Consider the following 24,692-nt stretch of genomic DNA (forward strand, 5'->3'; position numbering starts at 1 on the left):
TCTAAACATACAAACTAACACTATATTAAGTAACTCATTATATATCCGATCATTGCGACATGCATTAACAATCAAAAATATTTATATTTTATTTTGTTTTTAAAAGAATAAATTTTGCTTCCCAATGCTCAATTAATAAAGGAGAAGTTAATTGTTGCAATTCTTCACCGATTGAATTTACTTCAAACACCGATTTTACATTCGAATTTTGTAGTAGTTTGGTAATGTCTAAAATAGCATGATCTCCCTCTGTCTCACGCAAGTGCAATAATATTCCATCACCATCAGGAGTTGGTCGGGAACTAACCAATAAGAGGTTGTTAACCGTATTTAAATCAAGAAATGATTTTGCTTCTTGCTCAGCTACGGAGTTAAATTTCCCTGCATTTGTTCGCGTAATCAGTGGTACTCTATTCCCCCAACCAAACTTTGTTGCGAAAGAATTTGAATTATCGGAAGACGAAGTGATTTGGTATTTCCAATTTAATTCTCCAGACTGACTGGCTTTAAAGTTGGTCGTCCAATAATTGTTTAGTACCCAAGAATAAATATGTCCGTTGCCAGGTTGCTTTTTATAATAATAACGACCTGTGTTAATATCGCCAAACTGAACCAGTGGAATATCATTACTGCTAAATACAATTTGAGAATTATTTGATTTTACTGTTGCAAAGTTTTGTATGGTATTCCAATCTGAAGCGGATCCACCCAATTGATTTTTCCCTGGCTGAACAACTCCACCCTGAACTTCAAATGCTAATTGGCCATCATTATCATTCGTAAATGGAAAAGCTATATACAAACCTTCAGGATCTGTAATAGACAGCTTTCTCATATTATACAACAACTCTATCTCTTTCTTATAGTTATACAATCGAATTTCAATATTTACACCTGAAGCATCTGCACAGTCTGGAATTTGTGCCTTGCATTTGATACTGTTCCAAATTTCACCATTCTTCCTCTCAACTATTTTAAAATCAGAAAACTGTATCGTTTCCTTTTTTATAGGTTTATAGACTGTATCTCGAAGCGCATTGGTTAGCCTTTCCAAATCCTCTCTATTTTCAAGCAATTCATAAATAAAACTTCCTAATTTATAAGTGCTTGCATCATCTATTAACTCTCTGTTTAGTTCTTTATCGAAAATGCTGGCTAAACCATTATTATTTTCATCAATTTCTATTTTATAGTAATCATTTTCAATAGTGTTAGAAATTGGCATATCAGTAGATTTACGTATATTGGGTTTGTCAGAAACATCAATTTTATAGGTAGCATATCCCATTGCAGGAACGTCTTTCACCCATAATGCCCAATAACTTCCTTCCCCTCGGCTCTTAATAATTTGAGCGGGAATTCTATTACCGCTCTCATCTACAATACGATACGATTTGTCAAGTGGTAAAATATCATGATCGATAAATGCTTCTGCTACACCAGATCGATTCCAATTTAAAGTATTAAAAACAGTAACAGATGGCTCTTTAGGTATTTTAACGTATGGTTGAACTAAACCGATCGCTTTTTCTCTAAGTAAATTTGCCTGTTGATTAGCCATCCATACATAGGAAGATTTTTGACTCCACTGATCTTTAGAATTTTTACAATCAGGATCAGATATACTTTCCGATGCACCAAAAGTATGTTCACTGTATAACAAAAGATTGTCATAACAGTTTCTAATTTCATCATGAATCTGTTTGGGTATAGCACCTCCAGAAGCTTGAGTCATAGAAAACAGTCCCATTGTTGCTAACATTTGCGAGTAGGTTATTCTCGATACTTTAGTTTCCTTCATTGCAGAACCAAAACCATCTGTCCACCAATCAGGCCAAGCTTCTCGCTTCGTTTCAATTTCACCAGAATGATTCTCATCAACATACGCCATAAGTTCACTTGCCAACGACAATTTAAGTTTTGGCCATTCATATTTTTCGTTCCATTCTTTTACAATATCACAAGCTTTAGTGGATGGTGGCGAATTATCGGTAGTATATCCTGAAAATTGAAAAGCTACTCGATCCATAGGATATTCTTTGGATTCTAATTTAGCAAGGTATTTTGATAAGTTATTTCTAAATACATCTATTCTACCTGCAGTAAGACTAAGTGCATTACCATGCATATAATGCTCGCTTCTGTATGCTAAAAGACGCTTACCTGAAGGTGATTCCCACCAAAATGAGGTCGGTTTATCAAAAGGCAATCGGGCTCGATGCGCATGCACACCCATTGAAACATATTTTACTCCTGTATTTTGATACATATCGGCCATACACCAACCAATACCATTCACATCATTTTGCATAGCTGTGGTTACATCTATGCCCAACTCTTTAAATTTTTTCAAACTTGCCAATTGAATTGCTAAGGCTGTTTCATCTACAATTTCAGCAAAATTTAAAAACATTCCTGCTACCTCAATTCGCCCCTCTTTAATCCTTTTTATCAAACGATCAACCTGCTGTTTTGGGCGACTATTTATGTATTCTCGAACTGTCCAGGTTACTTCGCATGTCCAACGAAACTGAGATTCTTTTGGGAAATGATCTGTCTGGTCACAAAAATCCAAAGCGTCATCGATATACCTTAAATGCTCTGCTAATATTTCAGATTGTTGTCTGGTATAACCAATATCGGTATGAGAGTGTTGAACCAGATAAACCGTCCATTCTTTAACCGGCTTCAACTCTATCACCTTCTCCTGCACGATTTTCCCTGTTTCAATTTTTGTATTAACTGTTGTGGCTTTATTTACTTTTGGAACCAGAAAATCAATCTCATTTAAGCCTGTTTTTAGCATAACTTGTTTCGAATCGTTATCAACAGAAATTGTTACATTTTCAGGTTGAGCCAGATGAACACAATTAAAGCGTACCATATTGTAAAGCTTTCCATTTTCCTTTTTCACGGTATTTAGTTGCTCGGTTGAAAAATCACTTGCAAGAGAACGTTTAAAGGTCATGTACCAAGCGGTGCTATTGTTATTCACACCGTCTACTTTTATTTTAATAGGCTTACCGGGAATTACCATTTTAGTTGGCAAAGTAAGCACGGCATATCCCATTTGATCTTGATTGCTATCAATCATCGACTGATAAAAATTTAATTCTACACCCTTTTCGCCTATTACCTTCCAATTCTTATGAATATTAGAGATTGGATTCGAAAATGTAAGTAAAACCTGATCATTAACAAAAAGCTCAAAATTCTGTGGTTGAGTGCTTACATCTATTCCATACAACCAAATAAAAGATATCGTTTTCTCCTTGTAAGATTCAGGAATTACAGCCGTTTCCCACTCCATAAAACCAACCTCCTTATTCGCTCTTGTTAAGTAGCATTGGTCGTTGTATAAATAAGGTGAAGGATAAGCAAAATCTACTCCTGCTACCTCTTTATCGTATCCAGGTAGGTATTCATTTTGCGAAAATGAATAATTACTGAAACTCACTAATAATATCGTTAAAGCCCAATACATCAAGTATTTCATATGATTATAATTTTAAGTTTTTGCCATATGGAACTTACCATGTTGGGATAATCATTTCCCTGTGTGTCAAAACACCCTTGTCATGGACGTTTCATATGATTATAATTTTAAGTTTTTGCCATATGGAACTTACCATGCTGGGATAATCATCTCCCTGTGTGTAAAAACACCCTTGTCATGGACGTTTCATATGATTATAATTTTAAGTTTTTGCCATATGGAACTTACCATGCTGGGATAATCATCTCCCTGTGTGTAAAAACACCCTTGTCATGGACGTTTCATATGATTATAATTTTAAGTTTTTGCCATATGGAACTTACCATGCTGGGATAATCATCTCCCTGTGTGTCAAAATCGCTTTGGCATGGACGTTTCATATTCCTATTTTTATTAAATTACCGTTTAAAACAACACAAACCATCCAATTAAATTCCTCTTATAAACGCACTCTTTATAGCTACTCTCCAATTAAATATAAATTGAATTCTATTTCCTCATTAAATTGCTAAATCGGTTTAGTAAAATATAAAAAAAATTATTTTGCACCACATGATTTTCTTACTACTAATTCAGTCTTTAAACGAAGCTGTTCATAGCTAAAATTTGTTTCTTTCATATTCCTTAATAATATATCCACCGCCTTATCTCCCATTTCGTTAATAGGCAGGTTTACTGCAGTTATAGCTGGTTCGAAAAGATCAAAATCCTTTTGTTCCCCATAACTCACAATAGCCACATCATCGGGCACCCGAATATTTAATTCTTTTAATTGTCTCAATCCCTCGGAAGCTAAAAAATGCGTTGCAAATACGATAGCTTCAATATTACAGGGCTTTTTAAGCATTTCCCGAATAACATTTTGCATATCCGCCTCATCGTTATTATAATCCATTTCATGAACAAAACCATTTTCAACAGGAAGAGCATGTTCTTTCATTGTTTGCAAATAACTATCTAAACGCTCCCGGATTGTTCCTAAATTCATCGATAAGGTAACAAAACCTATCCGTTTACGGCCCGCTTGTATTAACTGATTTACTGCTGATGAAACTCCTCCCACATTATCAAACCCCACGTAATTGGTTTCAATTTCAGGATATAACCTATCTATAAGCACAAAGGGGAAATTATTTTGTTTCAACTTTAGAATGTCCGAAGTATTTTTCTGGCAGGAAGCTATTATTAAACCATCCACCTGTCGATCGAGCATGGATTGTATTTTTTTCGATTCTTTTTCTATATTTTCGCCTGTACTACTAAAAATAACATCGTAGCCCGCTTGTTCGGCTTGTTTTTCAATTCTTCTCGCAATTCTCGAAAAAAATACATCTGAAATATTAGGAACAACCAATCCAATAATTTCACTTTTCCCTTTTTGTAATCCTTTCGCAAAAGAGTTCGGTCTGTAATTTTGCTCCTGAGCATATTCAACAATTCTTTTCTGAGTGGTCTTACTAATTCGTTTTTCGTCCCCTTTTCCGTTTAAGGTAAGCGACACTGCAGAAACAGAAACGTTTAAGTGCTGGGCAATATCTTTTATGGATACTTTCTTCATAGTTGTAAACAATTTCCTTTATTTGTTTTGCTTTCTATTCCTGCTTTTGAATCCTGCTAAAACGTTTTAGCATAAAAGCTATAAAAAAAACTAAAACTCACCCATAGGCTAAAACGTTTTAGCTAACTCGTGCAATGTATTAATTTTTAATAAAACTGACAAATTTCTTAGTGTTTTTTCCTTTTCAAACCAATATGCCAAGTTGATTTATCAAAAAAAAGGAATAACATTTCAATCCAAAAAAAACTAGTTGTACAGTAAATCATCTAAAAAACTGACTGCATAAAAGCAACTATCTAAATAGCCAAGTAATCATGATCAATCAGTTGATCCAATAGGTGGTCAAGTTTGTTTAATTGATGTACTAACTGAAAAAATAGCGATAAAATTTACCGAAGAAAAACTGAAAGCACATCATTAGTTCTGTTATTCGGAAAATGATACCTATCGAATAAAAAATACAAAAAAAGCAGCCCTTACGAATAAGGAGCTGCTTTTTAAAATATAAACCAACATTATGAAAAAAAAACTCTTTATGCTGAAGGAATTCCTCCCATGCCAAATACCATTGCAAGCAATGCTACGGTTTCAATAATACCCATAGCGGCAATATACATTCCTGATCCTTGCTTATCGTCAACTGCAAGATTTGCGCAAGCGGCTGCACCAACTTTACCCTGCATAACTGCAGATGTTGCGATGGCAATACCTACAAAAAATGCCCAAATCATTTGATTCATATAACTATCGGGGTTTAAGTTTGCTCCAATCATCGAATTCATAAAAATCATTCCATAAATTACCTGACTTAAAGGCATACCTACCATAGCCAATGCTAATGCCGGCAGTTTTTTCTTATCTTTTATGGACTGTTTCCACAAACCTAATGCGCCCATTCCGGCAATTCCTGTTCCTATTGCAGATCCTACACCAGCTATTCCTAATGCAATAGCATGTCCTCCAAAACCTGTTACAACTGTTGATAACATCATTATTTAAATTTTAAAAGTTTACTTATTTTTTCAATTTGAAAGGGGTATACTCGTTACCCGAAAACTCTACTGATGCATGACCTGCATACTCGAGCATATTTAAACGAACACCGTGAACAAGCACAGCCATTGCTGCAAGAATCATGTTCAAACCATGTCCGAGAATTAATATAATTGCGGCTCCAATACCTGATGCAAGTGTAGTTACACCATCGCCAAGTGCCATTTGATTAAAACTTGCAGCCATTAACACTGTTGATAAACCAACTGCGTAAAGGCGGATGTACGATATAATATCAGAAAAACCATTGATAATACTTAGCGGTAAACTGGCTAAGGAAGAAAGCATTCCTTTTGCAAAATTGGTTCCCGGATTGGAAAATAAAGCAATCAATAATGCCCCGCCAACAAAAAGCCAAATCATTATTCCTGGAGCAGTAATGCCCAATACCATTTGAGAAACAATGAGGTACAAACCCCAAATTATTGCTACCCAACCGATCTGAGCTATGGCTTTTACGCTGTTAATATATCTCCAAGCTATTTGCAAATGCCCTATGGTAAGATGAATCGCACCAATCAGAAACATTAATTTCTGAATAAAAAGGCTATCGCCTCCAAAACTAGCAAGTTGTTCTATTCTTAAACTTCGCAATATTGGTAATTCAGCAATTAATTCCGAACCAAAATACGTTCCAGTAAGCACACCCCATATCATAATGGAAAATGAAAGCGTGTAGAACAAACTATATTCAACTTTCTTTGCAAACTTTTGATGTCGATGTACCAGAAAAGTTATCAGCAAAAATACCAAACCATAACCTGCATCGCCCACAAGAACACCACTAAAAAAAGTGAAGAACAGCATAAATACCTTCGAAACATCCAACTCTTTATAACCAGGCACAAGTCCCATAAAATCCATAACAGGTTGAATGTTTTTTGCCCATCGAGATGTGCGAACAAGAGTAGGAACTTCGTCTATTTCTTCGGATGATGGCTCCTCAATAAGATAACCCCACCCATTTATTTCTGCCTCCTCAATAAATTTATCTTCGACATCTTCGGGAATAAATCCTCTCCAACAACCCACCTGATTATCGATACTTATACCTTCATATTGAATGTTGCGTACATCTAATCTCCTATTCCTTTCATCAAGAGCTTCTTTAAGTATGTTTTTTTGAAAGCTAAACAGCTTCAATAAATTCTGATTTTCTTTCTGTTTATTTTCAGTATCTCTCAATAGATCTTTTGCATCTTCAAGTTGTATCTGTGGCCATTCAACCTCCTGAAAATCCAATTTTTCATCCTCATCATCAGCAATTAAAAGCACTTGACGAAAATCATTTCTTTCTCCAATAACATAAATATCTTCACGCTCTGTAATGCTTTTTATTTCTTTATCATTAAGAAGATACAATCTCAAAAAGACATCTTTCTCTCTTAACTTTTCAATATCAGTAAGTGAAATATTCCCCCACTTGCTAAACCAGGCTAGGTCTATATTTACTCTTTGCGCAGTAGCTTCCAATTGTTTTTGATCATTATCAACACTCAAAACCCTCTCCAACAACTCAATTTCACCTCTTTCTACATTTGAATAATCCGGAATTGAAATCGATCCTGATTCTAAATCCTGCCCATTCTCATACAAATCAAGAATGGAAATTGCTTTCTGCAATTGCTTAATCCTTGCATCAACCCGCTCTATCGACTTATCTTTCGCGGGTTGAAAAGGGCTAACATGTAGCACCCCAAGTTGACCCAAAAGAGTCAAATTGGCATCCACATCAATTGCTGTATCTGACATGAATAAGGTCAATTTTTTCATTTTAGTAATCATACACTAACCTCCTGTAGTTTACTGGTTTTCACAACTTTTGCAGTAGCAATTGTTAAGCGTTCATCGTCCTGTAATTTTTGTCCAATTTTACGAATTGCTATTTTCGCATTAGGAATCAATCTGTTCTCAAAAAGCTTTATTCGAGCCCGAACATCCAACAGCTCCTCTTCCAGCAAATAAATCTGCTCTTTAAGGCATTCTATCTCGGCTAATAATTGCAATTGCTCCTGCATCAAAGAAATAGCATCATCAAGCCATAGAGGCGCATCATCACGAATTGGTATCAGCTTAAAATCAACACTTTCGAATTGTTTCACCCGAACACCAGCTACATCAACCGGCCTAGTAATTATCTCGTTCACCGAAATAAATTCATTCATATCCACCCACGAATCGCTCATTACTGCCACCCATGGTGTTGCTATTTTTCGATTCCTTTCAATCTGTTCCCGAATTTTTTCAATTCGTTCAGAAATGGTATTAACCGTTGCCATCAACGATTTTTCCATTGCCTCGAACAAGGGAAGCATTCGTTCCGAAACCTTCAGTACTTTTTTCTGACGAGCTCGTTCGGTTTTTGTGTATTTTATTTTTATACCTGCCATTCTTAGTCCTCCTCTTTTTTTGATGGATTAACAACAGAAGCCAATACCTGGGCACCTTTTTCCGTATTGAATGAATACAGTCGACTTAAAATTTGCAACTTCAATTTGTACACCATCACTTCAATTAATGTGAAGGTTTTACCCACTTCGATAGACTCCAATTCCTCCCACTGATACTGCATTATTTTCCGCTCGCGTTCTAAAGGGGTTCCTTGAATTTCTTTAGCTGATAATCGTTCCAATTTTGGCATACGATCTTGAGTCCTTGCTTTTCTGATTTCACAAATATCATCCTGAACTCCTTTCAACATTGCAACTATACTTTTCACTCCCACTTTCGAAGTCTCACCGCTTACTCCTTGAATATCAATCAATTCAAGATTATTAAATTGACTCGTAGAAAGTTGATTTTTAGCATCTTGATTGAACTCAAGAATTGAAATGGGTGGCACTTCACCAAAAGTTAAGGATGGCAAACTACTCATGAGGTATACCAGATTCGACATAGCTAGCTCTCCTTATTTTTAGTAATATTTTCAACCAAATCTTTATTCAATAAAGAAAAAAGAGCATCTTCCACATCCTTAGCACTCAATACAAAACTCACCCCTTGTTTTTCTGATGAATTAATCTCTATTTTTGTATCGCTAGTTGAAAGAGGCTTTAATTGAATCTGCTCCGAAAGAGATTGTTTCAGTAAAAAACCTTCCATATCGCTTAGCATTTCTGGAGAAACCTTTAGAGTTTTAGATCCTAAAATTGATTCACTTGTTACCCGAATAAGCTCTTGCAGATATTCTTTTTGAGTAAATAGATTTTCGCATTGCTTACCAAAAACTGATTTTAATGAATCAAGCATAGCAATTTTCGTTGCCTCAATAAGATCTCTGGAAGATTGACGAATGGCTATTTGAGCATTCTTCTCCATTTGAGTCGCATTTATCTTTGCCTCTTGAATAATTTGATTACTTTCCAATTTAGCCTTAATCAATAATTCTTCGACTTGTTTTTTACCAGCCTCAACTAATTTATATTTTTCCTCTTGTCCCGCTTTAATGCCATGCTCTTTAAGCTTTAAAACAATTCCCTCCAGATTTTCTTTAGTTTCTTTCATTTTCTTTATTTTTAATAGGCAACACTCCTCTTATTCTGCACCTTATAAATCCCAATACTTTTCAATCAATTTCTTACTCAAGCCAGTTTCTGTTGGCTCAAAATGTCTTTTTAAAATGTCCCAGCATCTATCCAAAGCAAGTTCTAACTCTATAGGTTCACCAAAAGGCTCTTCCATATTTGTGATAAAATCTTCCCGATAACTAAGAAGTTTCTGAGAAAAAGCATCGTTAGCAGCTCCTACTTCAGCAGCTTCGTAAGCTTTTTCTGCTTCAGCCAAAAGAGAGGCCATTGCAGTCATTATAGGACGATGATCGTCACGAGTTTTTCCATTCACTGCCTGTTTTAATCGTGAAAGCGAACGAGCCAATTTCAACTTACCATTTTCAAGAAACAACTGACCTTCCGTAATATATCCCGTATTATCAGGAACTGGATCTTCCAAAGATTCTAGAGTTGTTGCTCCAATAATTGTAATAGAACCAGCACCATCAATATCGGCCGCTACTTCGTAACGTTTAGCTAATTCGGAATACAAAGAACCTGGATAACCTTGCAGAGATGGAATCTGATCTTGATAGTTGGCAACATTTCGTAAAATATTCGACCAATTGGTCATATCAGTCAATAAAACCAGCACGTCTTTCCCCTGATCGGCAAATTCACGAGCAACACCCAATGCTACATCTGGCAACATTAATCCTTTAATCTGCGAATCACCAGCTAGGTGAGAAAACATTATGGTTTTATCGATATTTCCAGATTGCGAAAGCTGTTTTTTAAAATACTGGTACTCGTCGAATTTCAGACCTATTCCTGCAAAAATGATAATATCAGCCTGTGCACCTTGTGCAATCTGCGAAAGCAAACGATTATACGGTTCTGTTGGTCCTGCAAAAATTGGAATCTTCTGCGATTTTACGAGCGTATTAAATACATCAATCATTGGAATACCTGTCCACAAAGCTTGTTTAGGAACCAAACGAACAGTAGGATTTAAAGTATCCAAACGCGTTGAAACCTGCTTATCGAAAATTACTTCAGGACCTCCATCGGCTACTTTTCCAACTCCATCAAAACTTCGGCCCAACATATTGTAAGAAAATCCGGCTGTTAAAGGAACTTCATGCATACGAATTTTTGTTTGAGTACTTAAACCCTGAGTTCCATTAAACACCTGGAAACGAGTAGATTTTTCGGTAATATTAATGGCTTTTGCAAAAGAAAGGCTTTGCTTTGTATCTGCTTCGAGCAACTCTACTACATGATTTAAAGCCACTCCAGGATTTCCTTCTACTGAGATTAATGCTTTTCCAACTTCGCTTATTCTATTGATTTCTTTTCGGATCATAATACAACCTCCTCTTGCTTAATAAATTGTTCAATTTTATTTGAAAGACCATCTAGTTGCTCCTCATTTTGAGCACTACTGTTCCAATCTTTCCACCATTGGCGCAATTCATCAAATTTTGTTTTAACCACCGCTTTCAACTCCTCATCTTCCATCTCATTTTGAGAGAATTCAATCGGATTGTCAATCAATTTCTGAACTGCTATATTAATAAGTCCCAAACGCTCTGGCCGAGTACAAGCATCTATCTCGTGAAAAGCATCTTGTTGCATCACACAAAAATCGATGGTTTGTCCTTTTTGATACTGCACATATTTGTCAAGAGGCACTTTTTTCAAACCAATGGTACTAATGGTTTGATCTATCCCATTTGCTTCGTGAAGTGTTTGTAGAATTTTGTTTCGATCTGTATCAGAAATAAAACTATCGTAAACCGAATTGGTATAAACCAGTGGATCGATAGCCGGATATTTTTTTGCATCGGCACGATCTTGAGACAAGCCCCAAAAACCACCTGTAGCATCCATTGTAGACTGCGTAACAGGCTCTTGAAAATTACCTCCTGCTGGCGATACTGTTCCAATAAAAGTTAAAGATCCACCTGTTCCAGCATCAGCGCCAGCTCGTTGATACATTCCTTTAATTTGGTCGGGAATATCCATTGGAAAAGCCTCTGGTCCGGGAATATCTCCCTGACGACCACTACGCTCACGAAGTGCTTGAGCCCAACGCGAAGTAGAATCAGCCAAAAGAATTACATTGTATCCTTGATAACGATAGTATTCACCAACAGTTAATGCAATAAACACACTAGCTTCACGAGCCGCTACGGGCATAGAACTGGTGTTTCCGAAAATACACATTCGATTCATTAAAGATTCACCCGTTGAAGGATCTTCTAATTCAGCAAAATCTTTAAAAACCTCTACCGCTTCTCCGGCACGCTCACCACATGCGGCCATTATAATAATGTCGGCTAATGCATATTTACAAAGCGAATGTTGAAGTACAGTTTTACCTGCTCCAAATGGTCCTGGATTTCCTACTGTTCCGCCATACCCTACTGGTGCGAGCAAATCAATTACCCGAACACCAGTTGAAATGGTATCGCTTGGAATTGCTCTCTCTTTAAATGGAATTGGAGATTTTACTGGCTGATGAAACACCAATTTTAGTATGTGACTATTGTTCTGCTCATCGATTATCATTGCAACTTGCTGTGTAATATTCAATTCACACTTAGCCTCAATACTTTCAATCTTGCATTTACCAAAACTAAAAGGCACTAAAATTTTATGTTCTAATCTACCTTCTGGTACTGATCCGATTGCATCTCCACCCTTCACAATATCCCCAACTTTAAGCATTGGAGTAAAATTCCACAATTTCTCCTCATCTAGAGCTGGAGCCTTCATTCCAGGAACCAAGTAAGCATTTTGCTCACTTAATTTATAGAGAGGATTCTGCAACCCATCCCAAATACTTGTTAAAAGTCCAGGGCCAAGAAGTACAGAAAGTGGCTTTCCTTTAAACTCAACCAAATCGCCGATTTGCGCCCCAGTTAGATCTTCAAATACCTGCATTTCTACAATGCCTGTATTCTCTCCTGTTGATTCTGCTTCTATTTGAAGGACTTCAGCTTGTAACTGCTTACCCTCCACTGTGATTTCAGCAGTTTCACCCATAATCACATCCTGATAAAAACGTGCTTTTACCAATGAATCTTGGATGGAAATAAGTGTTCCTGTTCGCTTTTTACTACTACCCATAATTGACTTTTCCTCTCGTCTGAATGAACCCACTTGGTTCATTCGGTCTATTTTTATTAAAAAATTTATTGTATTACCTAAAGACTAATACCCAATAATGCTTATCGTTTTTCTTTCTTATTCTACTCGCAGTATCATTATCGCAGAGCCAATTAAAAAAAAGACCTTTTAACTCAGGATTACTAATTTTGTTAACGACTCTTGTAAACCGAAAAGTTCATTTTAGTTTACTTCGGCTAAAGTAGTAATAAAATCAAGCTCCTATTCATTTGTTATTTTTGTTTAAACTTAATTAGCAAATTTTAACCTTAGACAAATGAAATAAAATATGTTAGTATCAAATATTATTTTCATTGTAAATAAAAGGACAGGCCGGAAGATTCACTAATATGCTAACATATAGAATATTTAAGACATTAAACACAACTCCATTAACAAACTTTACCCCCACATAAAATTTATTCTAGTAAACTATTTTGTTGTCAAATTCTTTACCCTTAATTGAAGTCTTAAATCCTATAATTCAAAAATACAACCAACCTGTCCTAAGCGAACTAAATCAGGAAACTGATACTATGAAATCCTTAGTCAGGATTTACATTCTTAAGTCTCCAATTGCCTTATAATATTTAGCTTCGTTTGTTTTCACTGCTGTTTTGGCACTGATATAATCAGCATGAGATACTTGCCATTGCAATTGAGCATTTAACAATTCACGGGTAGTTGTCACCCCTTCCAACAAACGATTTGTTTCCAGTTTCAAATTTTCATCGGCTTGTTCCAGCGATGTTGTTGTGAAATTTAATTTCACCAACGACTCTTTCAAACGAAAAATAGCCTGTCTTATTTCCAAGGTGATTAATTCAGAACTTTCATCTAAATCGAGTTCGGCTTTTTGAATTGCCATTTTGTTTTGAACTTTTTTCAATTTTTTCTCACCCCAATGAAAAACAGGCATACTTAATGCCACACCTGCATTAAAAGTAAATTCATTTTCTTGTTTCGCGTAATGATTTGGATTCTGAGATGTATAGTTCGCAAAAGACACAATTTGTGGCTTATAATCTGCATTGACTAACTTTTTCTCAATTTTCGACATCTCTACCTGATTGTTCAAGAGTTTAATTTCAGGTCGATTACTCAAATGACTTTCGTTAAATGAAATGGAAGACAATTGTTCAGGAATATAAATTATTGAATCTTGAATTTGAATGGAAGACAAAATACCATTGCCAACACTCTGATTCAAACTCATTTTTGCTAACTCCAAATTGTTTGAAATTTCAATCAAGGATAATTTAGAATTGTTTAACTCTACCTGAGTTTTTAAAACTTCATTTTTTGTTACAATACCCGTTTCATATCTATCACGAACCTCTTTTAGAACATCTGTTAAAAGCTCAATTGATTTTTCAACAACTCCCTTTTGCTCTTGTAAGGATACCACAACCCAATATTCCGTCTCTACATTCAACAACAAATCTGCTTGCGATAAATCTACATTATCTTCGGCCATTTCCAAAGCTAGCTCTGAAAGTGTATTGGCATTTCTTAGTTTACCACCTAAATAAATTGGCAAACTCATTCCAATACTTGCAGAATATGAATTTTCATAAGCAAGATCGCTTGTACTTCCTGGTGAATATACACCACTTGGCTGACCATCGGTTGTTGGCAACTCAAATCCTGGAACAATCATTTGATTTGGGTCGCTTAAATAAGTATATGAAGAGGATAAATCAAATTTTGGTAACATCGATCTTTTGCTCAACTTTAAAGAAGCCTCACTAAATTCCCTATCTGACAAAGCAGACTTGACGCTTTGATTGTGGTCCATCGCTTTTTGTTTGCAATTCCGAAGCGATAAAACTTCTTGTGCATCTATTTTGGAGATGTTCAGTAGCCCACAAAAAAGGACTACTAATACCTTTATTATAATATTTCTCATTGAATTTTACTATTACTTGATCCGAATTAAATTGCGATCATGAGGATTACTTAAATTTTTCTTTTTTCGAATACAGGTCAATAAATAATCATTTTCTTTTTGTAGAATCAGTTCCAATTTATTCGACCTGCTTTGTTCAATCATTTTTACTGATTCTAACTCTATGTAATCAAATTTACTATATCGCGTAGCTATGGTAAGTATCCTTTCCATCAGCTCCTCCTGATTAAATATCTCATCTACAATATGCTTTTCGTATAAATCCTGAGAAAACACCTTATCGGATAGGAAAAGCATTTTTACCGGATTCACGTACATCAAACTCGATTCAATAAAGATTGCTCCCCCTTTGGGAATGTTCACAAAGTTGTGGTTATCATTATCGATATAAAAATCGCGTGAAACAAACCGTAAATCAGCTGCCATACTCAAACAAAACAACATGGTATTCGCAAGCTTAGAGTTAACCGAAAAAACAATTTTTTGTATCGATTTGATTTTCAAAAGCAGCTGATTGTAAGTTCTAAAGACTCGCAAAATATTGCCCTCGTAATTCTTACTCTCGTATAGTGCATTCCATTTTTCTTTGTAATTCTCCAAATTAAAATCAGAATGATCATTACTAATAACCAACACCTTAACTGAATCACTTTTATTGACTTCATCCAAAAAATCCAATAATTGATCTCTATACTTAAAAGTTTCCTGTTCCAGAAATACGCAGTAGTTCATATATAGAACCAATGTTTTATCATTTAATTCCGAGTGAAAATATTTATTATCTATTTCAATATTCATTTTCTTTGTTTTAAGCTTATTCAATCACTTTAATACCATAAAATATCACGTAAAGTAGAGGTACAACCACTAAAGTAAGAACCGTTGCAAACAGTAATCCAAAAATTATAGTTATAGCCATAGAACCATACATAGCATCTGTAATAATTGGTGTCATACCCAATATGGTGGTTACTGCTGCCAAGGCTACAGGACGTAAACGGCTAATTGCTGCATTAATAACAGCAGGAAAAGGTTTCATTCCTTCTTCATTAAGATTCAAATTAATCTGATCCATTAAAACAATTGCATTTTTAAGTACCATCCCAATTAATCCTAAAAATCCTACAATAGCCATAAAACCAAAAGCATTATCGGTAACATACAATCCAATTCCAACACCAATAATCGACAAAGGAATAATAGCAATTACTACCAACGATTGACGTACACTATTAAACAACATCACGATTATGCATACCATTAGTAACATGGCCATTGGGAAGAAAGTTCCGGTACCTTCTTTAGATTCGGTAGAGGGTTTTAACTCACCATCCCACATAAAACTATAACCAGCTGGTAAGGGAATCGCTTCAATTTGGTCTTTCACAGCTGCTAATAAAGTTGATCCTGTCATATCTGGATCGGCAGGATCACATTGTACCGTAATAGCACGCTGACGATTATAACGCTTAATTACAATATTTTCCCAACTTACAGTAATGCTGTCAACAACCTCTTTTAAAGGAACCGAAAAGGCTCCAGTTTGTGACCAGACTCCTGTATTTTCAATTGTTTCAATGCTATTTTTTGCATTTTGATCCACTTTAAGCATTACCGGCAACTTTTCTTCATTCTCGCGATAAAGACCGATGCCCAAACCTGTACTTGTCAGTTGTTGTATTGTATTTCCTAAATCACTTCTAGATATGCCACAACGAGAAGCCTTCTGTTGCGAATAATGTGGAGCCCAGGTCAACACTTTATTTCGCCAATCATCACATATATCGCCACATTCAGAAGTGTTATGCATAATTGTTTTAGCCTGCTCCGATAAATCTCTTAGTACAGCAGGATCGGGTCCCATAAAACGGCCTTCAACTTTGTAAGAAATTGGCGGTCCTGCAACGTATTTTTGCACCCTTGCACGTGCTTGTGGATAGTTATCATTAAAGTATTTTGTAAGCTTTGGAACCAACTCATCCGTTTCTTCCGGACTGTGTGTTTCTATCATTAACTGACCAAAACTGGTATTGTAATTTTCTGCATGTGCCATTAGTATATAACGTGGCGGGGTTTGGCTAATACTGGTAATAATATTCACAATTTCCGGATTGTTCTCGAAAAGTTGTTTTTCGGCAATTGCCAGATCATTTTCAACTTTATTAACAGAACTGCCTTCGGGCAACCAATAATCAACAACAAAATAGGATTTCTCCATGGCTGTAAAGAATGCCTGCTTTAGGTTCGCAAATGCAATCATAGAAATTATAAGGAATGCAATTACACCTGCTAATGAAGCCCATCTATATTTTAAAGTTTTAATAAGAACACCTTTAAACCACAGATACATTTTGCTTTCGTAAGGATCTTTAATTTCTTTAGGAGCTTTTAGAAATCTCTCATTAGTAATCGCAGTTTGCGTCATTGCAAATAGCCAACTTAATGATAATGAAATAGCCAATACCAAAAATAAATCGTGACAGATTTCACCAGCGGCATTAGGAGCAAGAAATACAGGTAAGAATGCAAATATCGCGATAAGTGTGGCACCTAGTAAGGGTAGAGAAGTTGAGCTTGAAATATCTACAACAGCCTTTCTTCTGTTCATCCCTTTTTGCAAGGAAACTAATGCACCATCGGTTACTACAATAGCATTATCTACCAACATTCCCATGGCAATAATAATTGCTGCCAGCGAAGTACGATGAAGGCTGATATCCATCATATTCATGATAATTAATGTTCCCAGAATAGAAAAAATTAGACTACTACCAATCAAAATTCCCGATTGTAAACCCATGAACAGTAACAATACAATAACTACAATGGCTACAGATGCTATTAGGTTAAAGATAAAACCATCGTTAGCTTCCTCCACCTCTCTTGCCTCATTGTACACCGATGATATTTCAACTCCTAAAGGTAAATTAGATCTGATGATATCTAACTTGGCATTGATGTTTTCGGCTAGCGTAAGTACGTTTCCACCTTTTGTGGTAGAAATACCCAAGCCAATGGCATTTTGCGTATTTCTTTTCATTAGACCCTGAGCTGGTTCCAAAAACGACTTTTTAATCTCGGCCAAATCCTTCAAGTAAAACTGTTCGTTGCCAACTTGAACTATTGTATTCTTTATTTCCTCGAGACTTTTAAATGCATTATTACCAGAAACTCTGATGTAACGATCGTTTAACTCAATGTTCCCCGCAGCAGCAATCTCGCCTTGGGCGTTAAATACCTGAGCAATAATGCCAGGGTTAACACCCAATTCCGACTTTTTAGATTCTTTGAGAATAACATCGATACATTCGGTACGATTTCCAAATAATGTAATTTTACCGACCTGCCCAGCAGGCAATAGTTCCTGCTTTAAGTATTGTGCATAATCATTTAATTCTTCATAAGTAAATCCATCGCCCGTAATGGCATAAAACATACCATAAACATCACCATAATCGTCTACTACAACCGGTGTATTTGCTCCGGCAGGAAGATTTACTTCACCATCTTTCAATTTTTTGCGAAGAATATCCCAAACCTGAGGCATTTCTTTCGAACGCAACTTATCCTCCAGATCAATTTCAACAATAGAAAGACCAGCATAAGAACTTGAAAATATTTCATCAATATTGTCCATGCTCTGCGCGGCACGTTCTATTACTTCAGTTACTTCCTGTTCAACTTCATGTGGTGAAGCTCCTGGATATTGTGTAACAATCAAAGCTGTTTTAATAGTAAACACCGAGTCTTCGAGCTTACCCATACTAAAATAAGAAGAGACTCCTCCTACCAGCACAATCAGTAACAAGAAATACACTACAATCTTGTTCTTCAGTGAATATTCAGTTAAATTCATTTTGATTACAATTTGTTACCTACGTTTGTTTTTGCGAATCCTTTGTACTTCTTTACTTTTTGTCCTTCAAAAAGGTAATTAACTCCAGTGCTAACAATATTTTCACCCCCTTTTAATCCCCTTTTAATTTCAATCATGTCGTTAGCTACTACTTTACCACTAAGAACTTCTTTTGCAGAAACAGTATTTGTGCTTTCATTAAAAAGCCAAACAAAAGTTTTGTTTTCTTTATTGTACACACAGGTAATTGGAATTTGCAGAGAGCCTACAGAACTTGTTTCTTTTTTGATGATCTCCATATGTGTAGTCATTCCAGCTCGTAACTTGATGTTTTTAGGAGCATCAATCAATATTGATATAGGATAAGACTGTTTTGACATACTGGTTTTATGACCAATTTCTTTCAAAGTTCCCGGGACTCTTATTTTTTTATTCCCCACTTCAACTAAGCATGCATATTGAGTACTATCAGTAACTTTCGCTAAATCTTTTAGCGAAATCCAGGCTTTTACTTCAAATTTTGAAAGATCGATAAACGATATAATTGGTTGTCCAGGATTCACCTCTTCAAAATTATTTACAAACACATCACTAATATATCCAGAAAACGGAGCTTTTAAATCGGTATCTTCTAATGCATTTTTAGCCGACTCATAAGCTGTTTTTGCTGCCGTATAATTCGACTCCATAAGGTCGTATGTACTAGCAGCAACACTTTCTTTTTCCAATAATCGTTTGTAACGCTTGTATTCCGCCTCTGCTAACTTAAAGGTTGCACTCGATTTTTCTAATGCTATCTTATAATCCCGAGGGTCTATCTTAGCAATCACTTGACCTTCTGACACATAATCCCCAATAATATCGTTTAATTTTACCAACGGACCATTCACTCGAAAAGCTAATTTGGTTTCTCGCTTCTCATGAATACTTGCGGGCACAACAATTTTATTACTATTGGTTGCCTCAATACTTGTTTGCAAAACTTTAACCGATCTTACACGAACCTCTTCTTTGGCTTTTTCTTTACAACCAACAAAAATTAACATTCCTATCAGCAAATAGCTGACTCCATTTAAATACCTCATTACTTAAACATTAGTGAATTTTCACATTAACTCTTCAACAATATCATGTAAACTATATTAGTATCTTTAGTTTACTTTAGGACAAAAAAAAATATGGGTCACTCATATGCTTAAGTGTACCCTTAACCTTTTTATAATTAATTGTTCCTATTTCTTAATTACTTCAAACAAAAAATCAAGCTGTTTCTTGGTCTTATCTCTAAATTCCCTTTGATCCTTACTATTCATTACATTAAAACTCATGATTGCTGATACCATACTATTTATAAGTTGAGCATCCACATTATCTTTTAGTAATTTTTTATCTATCCCTTTTTCAAAAAAAGTGATAATCAACTTTTGATGCTCTTTAATTCTCGCCTCTATCATTTTAGATATGTGAGGATATTCTGTTTCTATGCTTTTTGATCCAACAATCACAAATTCATTCACTCCATTAACTATCAAATTAGATAATTCATCTAATAATAAATAGTAATCACCATCTTGTTCAATGTTCTTTTTTACAAATTTCAAATTCGACTTAAAAGTCTCATCATAACATCGGTATAACAAGTCTTCTTTATTGCCAATAATTTTATATAGAGTCCTTTTCGACATTCCACATTCTTTTGCCAAATCGTCCATATTCCAACCTTTTACCCCTTTCTTCAGCAAAATACTTTGAGTACTTTCAAAAACAATTCTTTCTATATTCTCATTTCCAAATTTCATATCAGCTAAACTAGATGTATTATTTCAGTTTACTTTGTGCAAAAGTAGACTTGATATTTAATCCATGCAAACAATTTTAAAAAAATTAACATTATTTTTAATCCTACGGTAAAAACCTGATCTACATCTAACAGTAAGACTTATTTGGTTAGGTTTAAATGCATTTACTCTAGAGAACCATTTTATTTTCTATAAATATGAATCCAATTCGAATAGTTACATAAATACAGTAAAATACAACTACAAATATTCGTACAAAAGACTTCAGTATTTCGTTGCATTCCTCACTAAAAAACAAAAGTTCCAATCGATTTTTAATCAATCAGAACTTTCATCATTACAGCTATCTATTGTATTCTCTTATTATTCCCAAGGTGGAAGAATCGGTATCGTAAACTCCATACCAGCCTTGTAATTCGTGAGGAGGATCGCCCAAGAAAGTATCCCCTTGCAACCAGAATTCTCCCGGACGCGGTGGTCTGCCCTCTCCAGAATAGGACCAAAAATTCAATCCTCTCACAACTCCTTTGTTCTTGATAGATTCATCGACCTTACTAAATATATATTCAAAAAATTGATCCCGAGAAGTTGTGGTAGTATCAGGAGAAAATGAAGATGCATCGCGGGCAATACCAAATTCCTCCAAAACCATTGGTTTGTTGAGCTTTTCGGCTGCTTCCACATGTACATCCCAATAAGCATTTACCTTTTTCATTGCTTCTTGATAAATTGAATCGCTTTGTCCGGGTTTGTACCAGCCCCAATTTTGCGCCCAAATGTGCATAGTTATGTAGTCAATGTTTGGATCATCATTATCAATCAGCACATTAACACCAGAATTTACACTGGCCGTATTTCCTTCGGTTCCCAAACAGACCAAATGATTTTCATCCAAACTTTTAATGTAGGCAGAAGTTGCGCGTGTCCATTTTTGCAACTGCTCAGGCACATCGTATCCACGTGGTTCGTTCGCCAATTGCCAAGCCATAATAGTTGCATCCTCTTTATAGACTTTTCCATTTACCGAATTAATTCTTATGATGGTAGTTTTAATATGATTCCTCATCATCTGTTGCGCCGAATCGTTGCTATAAAACTGTTTGGAGTAATCGGTAAACTCTTGCCACGAGGTAGGAGGTTCCTGAGGATAGGGAACATCGCCCATACCTGCCCATTGCAGATACTGAGGAAATCCCCCACTCCAGGTCCAGAAATTTCCAAGCACCATAATCGCTTTCATCTCTCTTTTTCCCATTTCGGCAAGTAGGAAATCCAATCCCTGCCAAATATCTTCATTGTACACTCCTGGCGCAATTTGCAAAGCCGGATGAATGCAGTAGCGCATTGCCGAATCGGCTTCGCTGGCGGCCAATATGCGTAAATTGGTTATTCCCAATGCTTGCATCTGATCCAATTCCCGAATTAATCGTTCCCGATCTCCCGATTTGGGTGCACCCAGATTCATGCCCTGCCAGTAATTAGCTCCCTTATAATTGTAATCTTTTCCGTTTATCGTAAAAGTCATGGCTTCAACCTTCACAAAATTGGTTTTGTTTTCTTGCTGGCAAGATGAAAATATAATGCTCGCAAAAAGAATTAGTAGTCCTAAAAATTTATTCATTGTTCGGCTATTAAAAGCGACGATAAAAATGAATTCTCATCGTCGCTATGGATTTTTTATTCTGTAATTTGTTGCAAATGCATTAATTGTAAGGCACTTGGTTTTGGAATGTCTGATCCAGACAATTCAAGAGTTCTTTTCTCTCCCGGCAACAAATCAAAATAGTTATCGGAACATTTAAGGTCTGAATCTTTAAAGTTCAAATATAAATCACGCACCAATTTATCGGTAGATACTTCGACAATATATTTGCCCTCATTTTCAACAATTTGCACCTCCACATTTGCTTTAGGCAATAGCAACTCTTTGGGCTTGGCAAAATAATATTTATTGTCTGCGATTAATTTACCATCAGTCTTCAACTCCATTTGCAATACAACAGCATTTTTATCGTAATCTCCAAGAAGCGTTTCAATACTCGAATCGTACAAAACACGACTTGCATTGGCTACTAAATCGACAGCTATTTCCTTTTCAAACAACAGCTTTCCTTCAAAATTGACCAAGCGAAGACTTAGTTTTGCATTTTTACTTTCCAGTAAATCAGAAACTCCATATATTTTTAATTGTCCTTCGTTTGCAAAAGCAGACAATAAAACTGACTGATAGGCTTTACGAACCATATAATGCATGGCTTTCCATTTGTGATAATAATCGGTACTGCTCCAACTTGCTACCGGCCAACAATCGTTTATTTGCCAATACAAAGTTCCCATACAATACGGCATTGCTCGTCGGTGAGCTTCAATGGCTGCTTTAATTCCCCGTGCTTGCAACACATGACTCATGTATAAAAATTGCTCAAAATCGGCAGGTACTTTATAATCCCAGCTCATGTATTCTTTAATGCGCAAGTTTCCAATTCCACTGCGCTGATGCGATGCCATCACTTCCGATTCGATGTTGTAATCTTCTGGCAACGTATACTTCTTCACCGTTTCAAAATCAGGAAATGACTGAAAGCCATACTCACTCATGAAACGAGCTTTGTACTTGTCGAAATCCTCAAATGGGTGCAATCCGTGCCAAACGCCCCAATAGTGCATATCGCCGCTAGAGGTTTCGTATCCGGCATGCTTTTCCACCGCAAAACCTGCTTGTGGCGACGATGGCCAATAAGCATCCCCATCGGTATATTTACTCACTGCATCGGGTAAAATTCCATGAAAAATATCCATATAGGCTTTCTGAATTTCTTCTCTCTGTTCTTCGGTATACAGCTCTTTCCAACCCCAACCATCTTTCGAGAAGTAGCTCCAAGCGGTATTCATTTCGTTATTTCCACACCATAATGCAATAGAAGGATGATTACGCAAACGAATCACATTATCTTTGGCCTCCTCTTTTATGGAGTTCAACATTTTTTCGTTTCCCGGATACATGGAACAAGCAAACATAAAATCCTGCCAAACCAGAATCCCGTTTTTATCACATAAATCATAAAAAATATCATTCTCGTAGATACCACCACCCCACACTCGAAGCATGTTCATATTGGCATCTTTTGCATCGGCAATTACTTTTTCGTAATCCGCTTGGCTTACTCGTGGTAAAAAATTATCGTTTGGAATGTAATTAGCTCCTTTGGCAAATACAGCCACACCATTCAATTCAAAATAAAACGATTCTCCGGCCTCGTCTTTTTCACGAATCAATTTCAAGCTTCGCAATCCGGTTGAGAACTCATAATTGGTAACAATTTCGTTGTCTTTTATCACCTTAGCTTCAAACTGATACAAATTTGGTGCTCCCAAACCATTCGACCACCACAATTTTGGGTTTGTGATGGTAAAAGGAATCGAAATTAGAGTACTTCCTTTTTCAACATCTACCTGCTTACTCAACATTACTTTTCCGGTCGATTTATCGGTCAACAGCACCTCTCCCGAAAAAGCCTCATTTGCTTCCAAACTAAAATCAGCAAGCAATTGCGCTTCCTCTTTCTTTACGGATGTTTGTTGAATAAAAACATCTTTAATGCGAAGCGCATCCCAAATTTTCAGATTGATTGGTCGCCAAACCCCCGAAGTTACAAATCGTGGCCCCCAATCCCAACCGTAATGATAACCAGCTTTACGTGTAAAAACAGATACTTTTTGATCGCCCAAGCCGCCATTTTCTGATTGATCATTATTTGCAGGATAGACATAAGGTGATGCCTTCAGCAATTCCAATCCCTTTGCAATCGGAGAATGAAAATAAATTCTAACCTGATTCTCTCCTACTTTTGCTACATTTTTGATATCAATTTCCCACTCTCGAAACATGTTATCGGCTTGCAAAAACAAACTATCGTTCACATACACATCGGCATAGGTATCCAAACCTTTAAAATCCAAAATTAGGTTTTGCTTTTCGATTTCCTTTTCGGATAATTGAAATACCGTGGTATATTCCCAATCTTCCTTATCAATCCATTGCTGACTCTTTTCATTGATTCGATAAAATGGATCTTCTATTTGCTTATTGACCAATAAATCGGTGTGAATCGTTCCTGGTACCGTTGCGGTTCCCGAAACAGATCCATTCACCTGTCGGTAAGTCCAATTTGAATTCAATTCCCTCGTTTCCATATTTTGGATTTCTTTAGGTTGACATGAGGATAGAAAAGTTGTGGCAACTATCCAAAAAGTTAAATAATACAGGTAGTTTTTCATTCTAGTTCATTTAATTTCAGATACAAGTATCAAGAATTCTATAATCTGATTTTATTCTCGTTTAATATTCTTAGCATTTCA

The 24,692-nt window shown here is 36.0% G+C and carries 16 protein-coding genes; all 16 read right to left on the reverse strand.

Annotation, left to right across the window (positions count from 1 at the left end; translation table 11 throughout):
- Window positions 1–88 precede the first annotated feature (88 nt).
- The 16 genes from BZG02_RS04055 to BZG02_RS04130 all read right to left on the reverse strand — a co-directional run bounded on the left by BZG02_RS04055 (window position 89) and on the right by BZG02_RS04130 (window position 24,527).
- On the reverse strand, window positions 89–3,496 hold the full coding sequence (locus BZG02_RS04055; protein ID WP_101260119.1) for a glycoside hydrolase family 38 N-terminal domain-containing protein: 3,408 nt from the start codon (window positions 3,494–3,496) through the stop codon (window positions 89–91).
- Window positions 3,497–4,034: 538 nt separating this feature from the next.
- On the reverse strand, window positions 4,035–5,054 hold the full coding sequence (locus tag BZG02_RS04060; RefSeq protein ID WP_101260120.1) for a LacI family DNA-binding transcriptional regulator: 1,020 nt from the start codon (window positions 5,052–5,054) through the stop codon (window positions 4,035–4,037).
- A 533-nt stretch (window positions 5,055–5,587) separates the two neighbouring features.
- Window positions 5,588–6,046 (reverse strand): V-type ATP synthase subunit K, encoded by a 459-nt coding sequence (locus BZG02_RS04065; protein ID WP_143470413.1) that lies wholly within the window; start codon window positions 6,044–6,046, stop codon window positions 5,588–5,590.
- Window positions 6,047–6,068: 22 nt separating this feature from the next.
- Complete coding sequence (locus BZG02_RS04070; protein ID WP_143470414.1) at window positions 6,069–7,859, reverse strand: V-type ATP synthase subunit I; 1,791 nt, start codon at window positions 7,857–7,859, stop codon at window positions 6,069–6,071.
- Window positions 7,860–7,888: 29 nt separating this feature from the next.
- The gene (locus BZG02_RS04075; protein WP_101260123.1) at window positions 7,889–8,497 is read right to left on the reverse strand and encodes a V-type ATP synthase subunit D; all 609 of its coding nucleotides are present in this window, start codon (window positions 8,495–8,497) and stop codon (window positions 7,889–7,891) included.
- Window positions 8,498–8,499: 2 nt separating this feature from the next.
- Window positions 8,500–9,003: a DUF2764 family protein gene (locus BZG02_RS04080; RefSeq protein ID WP_101260124.1), complete on the reverse strand. Its 504-nt coding sequence runs from the start codon at window positions 9,001–9,003 to the stop codon at window positions 8,500–8,502.
- Between the two features lie 2 nt (window positions 9,004–9,005).
- A complete protein-coding gene (locus BZG02_RS04085; RefSeq protein ID WP_101260125.1) occupies window positions 9,006–9,611 on the reverse strand; it encodes a hypothetical protein in 606 nt (201 codons plus the stop codon).
- 42 nt (window positions 9,612–9,653) lie between these two features.
- On the reverse strand, window positions 9,654–10,961 hold the full coding sequence (locus BZG02_RS04090; protein ID WP_101260126.1) for a V-type ATP synthase subunit B: 1,308 nt from the start codon (window positions 10,959–10,961) through the stop codon (window positions 9,654–9,656).
- Window positions 10,958–12,772 carry a V-type ATP synthase subunit A gene (locus tag BZG02_RS04095; RefSeq protein WP_101260127.1) on the reverse strand — a complete coding sequence of 605 codons (1,815 nt, stop codon included), beginning with the start codon at window positions 12,770–12,772 and terminating at the stop codon, window positions 10,958–10,960. Before BZG02_RS04095 ends, BZG02_RS04090 begins: the two co-directional genes overlap by 4 nt.
- Before the next feature lie 553 nt (window positions 12,773–13,325).
- Window positions 13,326–14,678, reverse strand: coding sequence for a TolC family protein (locus tag BZG02_RS04100; RefSeq protein WP_101260128.1), 1,353 nt, complete (start codon window positions 14,676–14,678; stop codon window positions 13,326–13,328).
- Between the two features lie 12 nt (window positions 14,679–14,690).
- A complete protein-coding gene (locus BZG02_RS04105; RefSeq protein WP_101260129.1) occupies window positions 14,691–15,476 on the reverse strand; it encodes a Clp protease/crotonase-like domain-containing protein in 786 nt (261 codons plus the stop codon).
- Window positions 15,477–15,492: 16 nt separating this feature from the next.
- Window positions 15,493–18,534 carry an efflux RND transporter permease subunit gene (locus BZG02_RS04110; protein WP_101260130.1) on the reverse strand — a complete coding sequence of 1,014 codons (3,042 nt, stop codon included), beginning with the start codon at window positions 18,532–18,534 and terminating at the stop codon, window positions 15,493–15,495.
- 5 nt (window positions 18,535–18,539) lie between these two features.
- Window positions 18,540–19,619, reverse strand: coding sequence for an efflux RND transporter periplasmic adaptor subunit (locus BZG02_RS04115; RefSeq protein ID WP_101260131.1), 1,080 nt, complete (start codon window positions 19,617–19,619; stop codon window positions 18,540–18,542).
- Between the two features lie 147 nt (window positions 19,620–19,766).
- Complete coding sequence (locus BZG02_RS04120; RefSeq protein WP_101260132.1) at window positions 19,767–20,333, reverse strand: TetR/AcrR family transcriptional regulator; 567 nt, start codon at window positions 20,331–20,333, stop codon at window positions 19,767–19,769.
- Window positions 20,334–20,676: 343 nt separating this feature from the next.
- Entirely contained in the window at window positions 20,677–21,954 is a 1,278-nt protein-coding gene (locus BZG02_RS04125; RefSeq protein ID WP_101260133.1) for a glycoside hydrolase 5 family protein, read from the reverse strand.
- Between the two features lie 56 nt (window positions 21,955–22,010).
- Complete coding sequence (locus tag BZG02_RS04130) at window positions 22,011–24,527, reverse strand: beta-mannosidase (protein WP_180335628.1); 2,517 nt, start codon at window positions 24,525–24,527, stop codon at window positions 22,011–22,013.
- Window positions 24,528–24,692: the final 165 nt, after the last annotated feature.

Origin of the sequence: Labilibaculum filiforme, assembly GCF_002843315.1 — a bacterium.
In the GTDB taxonomy this organism is placed as follows: domain Bacteria; phylum Bacteroidota; class Bacteroidia; order Bacteroidales; family Marinifilaceae; genus Labilibaculum; species Labilibaculum filiforme.

What these genes read in the sequence shown, in the direction of transcription:
- BZG02_RS04055 (WP_101260119.1), bottom strand. Translation starts at nt 3,496, where the DNA reads ATGAAATACTTGATGTATTGGGCTTTAACGATATTATTAGTGAGTTTC.
- BZG02_RS04060 (WP_101260120.1), bottom strand. Translation starts at nt 5,054, where the DNA reads ATGAAGAAAGTATCCATAAAAGATATTGCCCAGCACTTAAACGTTTCT.
- BZG02_RS04065 (WP_143470413.1), bottom strand. Translation starts at nt 6,046, where the DNA reads ATGATGTTATCAACAGTTGTAACAGGTTTTGGAGGACATGCTATTGCA.
- BZG02_RS04070 (WP_143470414.1), bottom strand. Translation starts at nt 7,859, where the DNA reads ATGTCAGATACAGCAATTGATGTGGATGCCAATTTGACTCTTTTGGGT.
- BZG02_RS04075 (WP_101260123.1), bottom strand. Translation starts at nt 8,497, where the DNA reads ATGGCAGGTATAAAAATAAAATACACAAAAACCGAACGAGCTCGTCAG.
- BZG02_RS04080 (WP_101260124.1), bottom strand. Translation starts at nt 9,003, where the DNA reads ATGTCGAATCTGGTATACCTCATGAGTAGTTTGCCATCCTTAACTTTT.
- BZG02_RS04085 (WP_101260125.1), bottom strand. Translation starts at nt 9,611, where the DNA reads ATGAAAGAAACTAAAGAAAATCTGGAGGGAATTGTTTTAAAGCTTAAA.
- BZG02_RS04090 (WP_101260126.1), bottom strand. Translation starts at nt 10,961, where the DNA reads ATGATCCGAAAAGAAATCAATAGAATAAGCGAAGTTGGAAAAGCATTA.
- BZG02_RS04095 (WP_101260127.1), bottom strand. Translation starts at nt 12,772, where the DNA reads ATGAACCAAGTGGGTTCATTCAGACGAGAGGAAAAGTCAATTATGGGT.
- BZG02_RS04100 (WP_101260128.1), bottom strand. Translation starts at nt 14,678, where the DNA reads ATGAGAAATATTATAATAAAGGTATTAGTAGTCCTTTTTTGTGGGCTA.
- BZG02_RS04105 (WP_101260129.1), bottom strand. Translation starts at nt 15,476, where the DNA reads ATGAATATTGAAATAGATAATAAATATTTTCACTCGGAATTAAATGAT.
- BZG02_RS04110 (WP_101260130.1), bottom strand. Translation starts at nt 18,534, where the DNA reads ATGAATTTAACTGAATATTCACTGAAGAACAAGATTGTAGTGTATTTC.
- BZG02_RS04115 (WP_101260131.1), bottom strand. Translation starts at nt 19,619, where the DNA reads ATGAGGTATTTAAATGGAGTCAGCTATTTGCTGATAGGAATGTTAATT.
- BZG02_RS04120 (WP_101260132.1), bottom strand. Translation starts at nt 20,333, where the DNA reads ATGAAATTTGGAAATGAGAATATAGAAAGAATTGTTTTTGAAAGTACT.
- BZG02_RS04125 (WP_101260133.1), bottom strand. Translation starts at nt 21,954, where the DNA reads ATGAATAAATTTTTAGGACTACTAATTCTTTTTGCGAGCATTATATTT.
- BZG02_RS04130 (WP_180335628.1), bottom strand. Translation starts at nt 24,527, where the DNA reads ATGGAAACGAGGGAATTGAATTCAAATTGGACTTACCGACAGGTGAAT.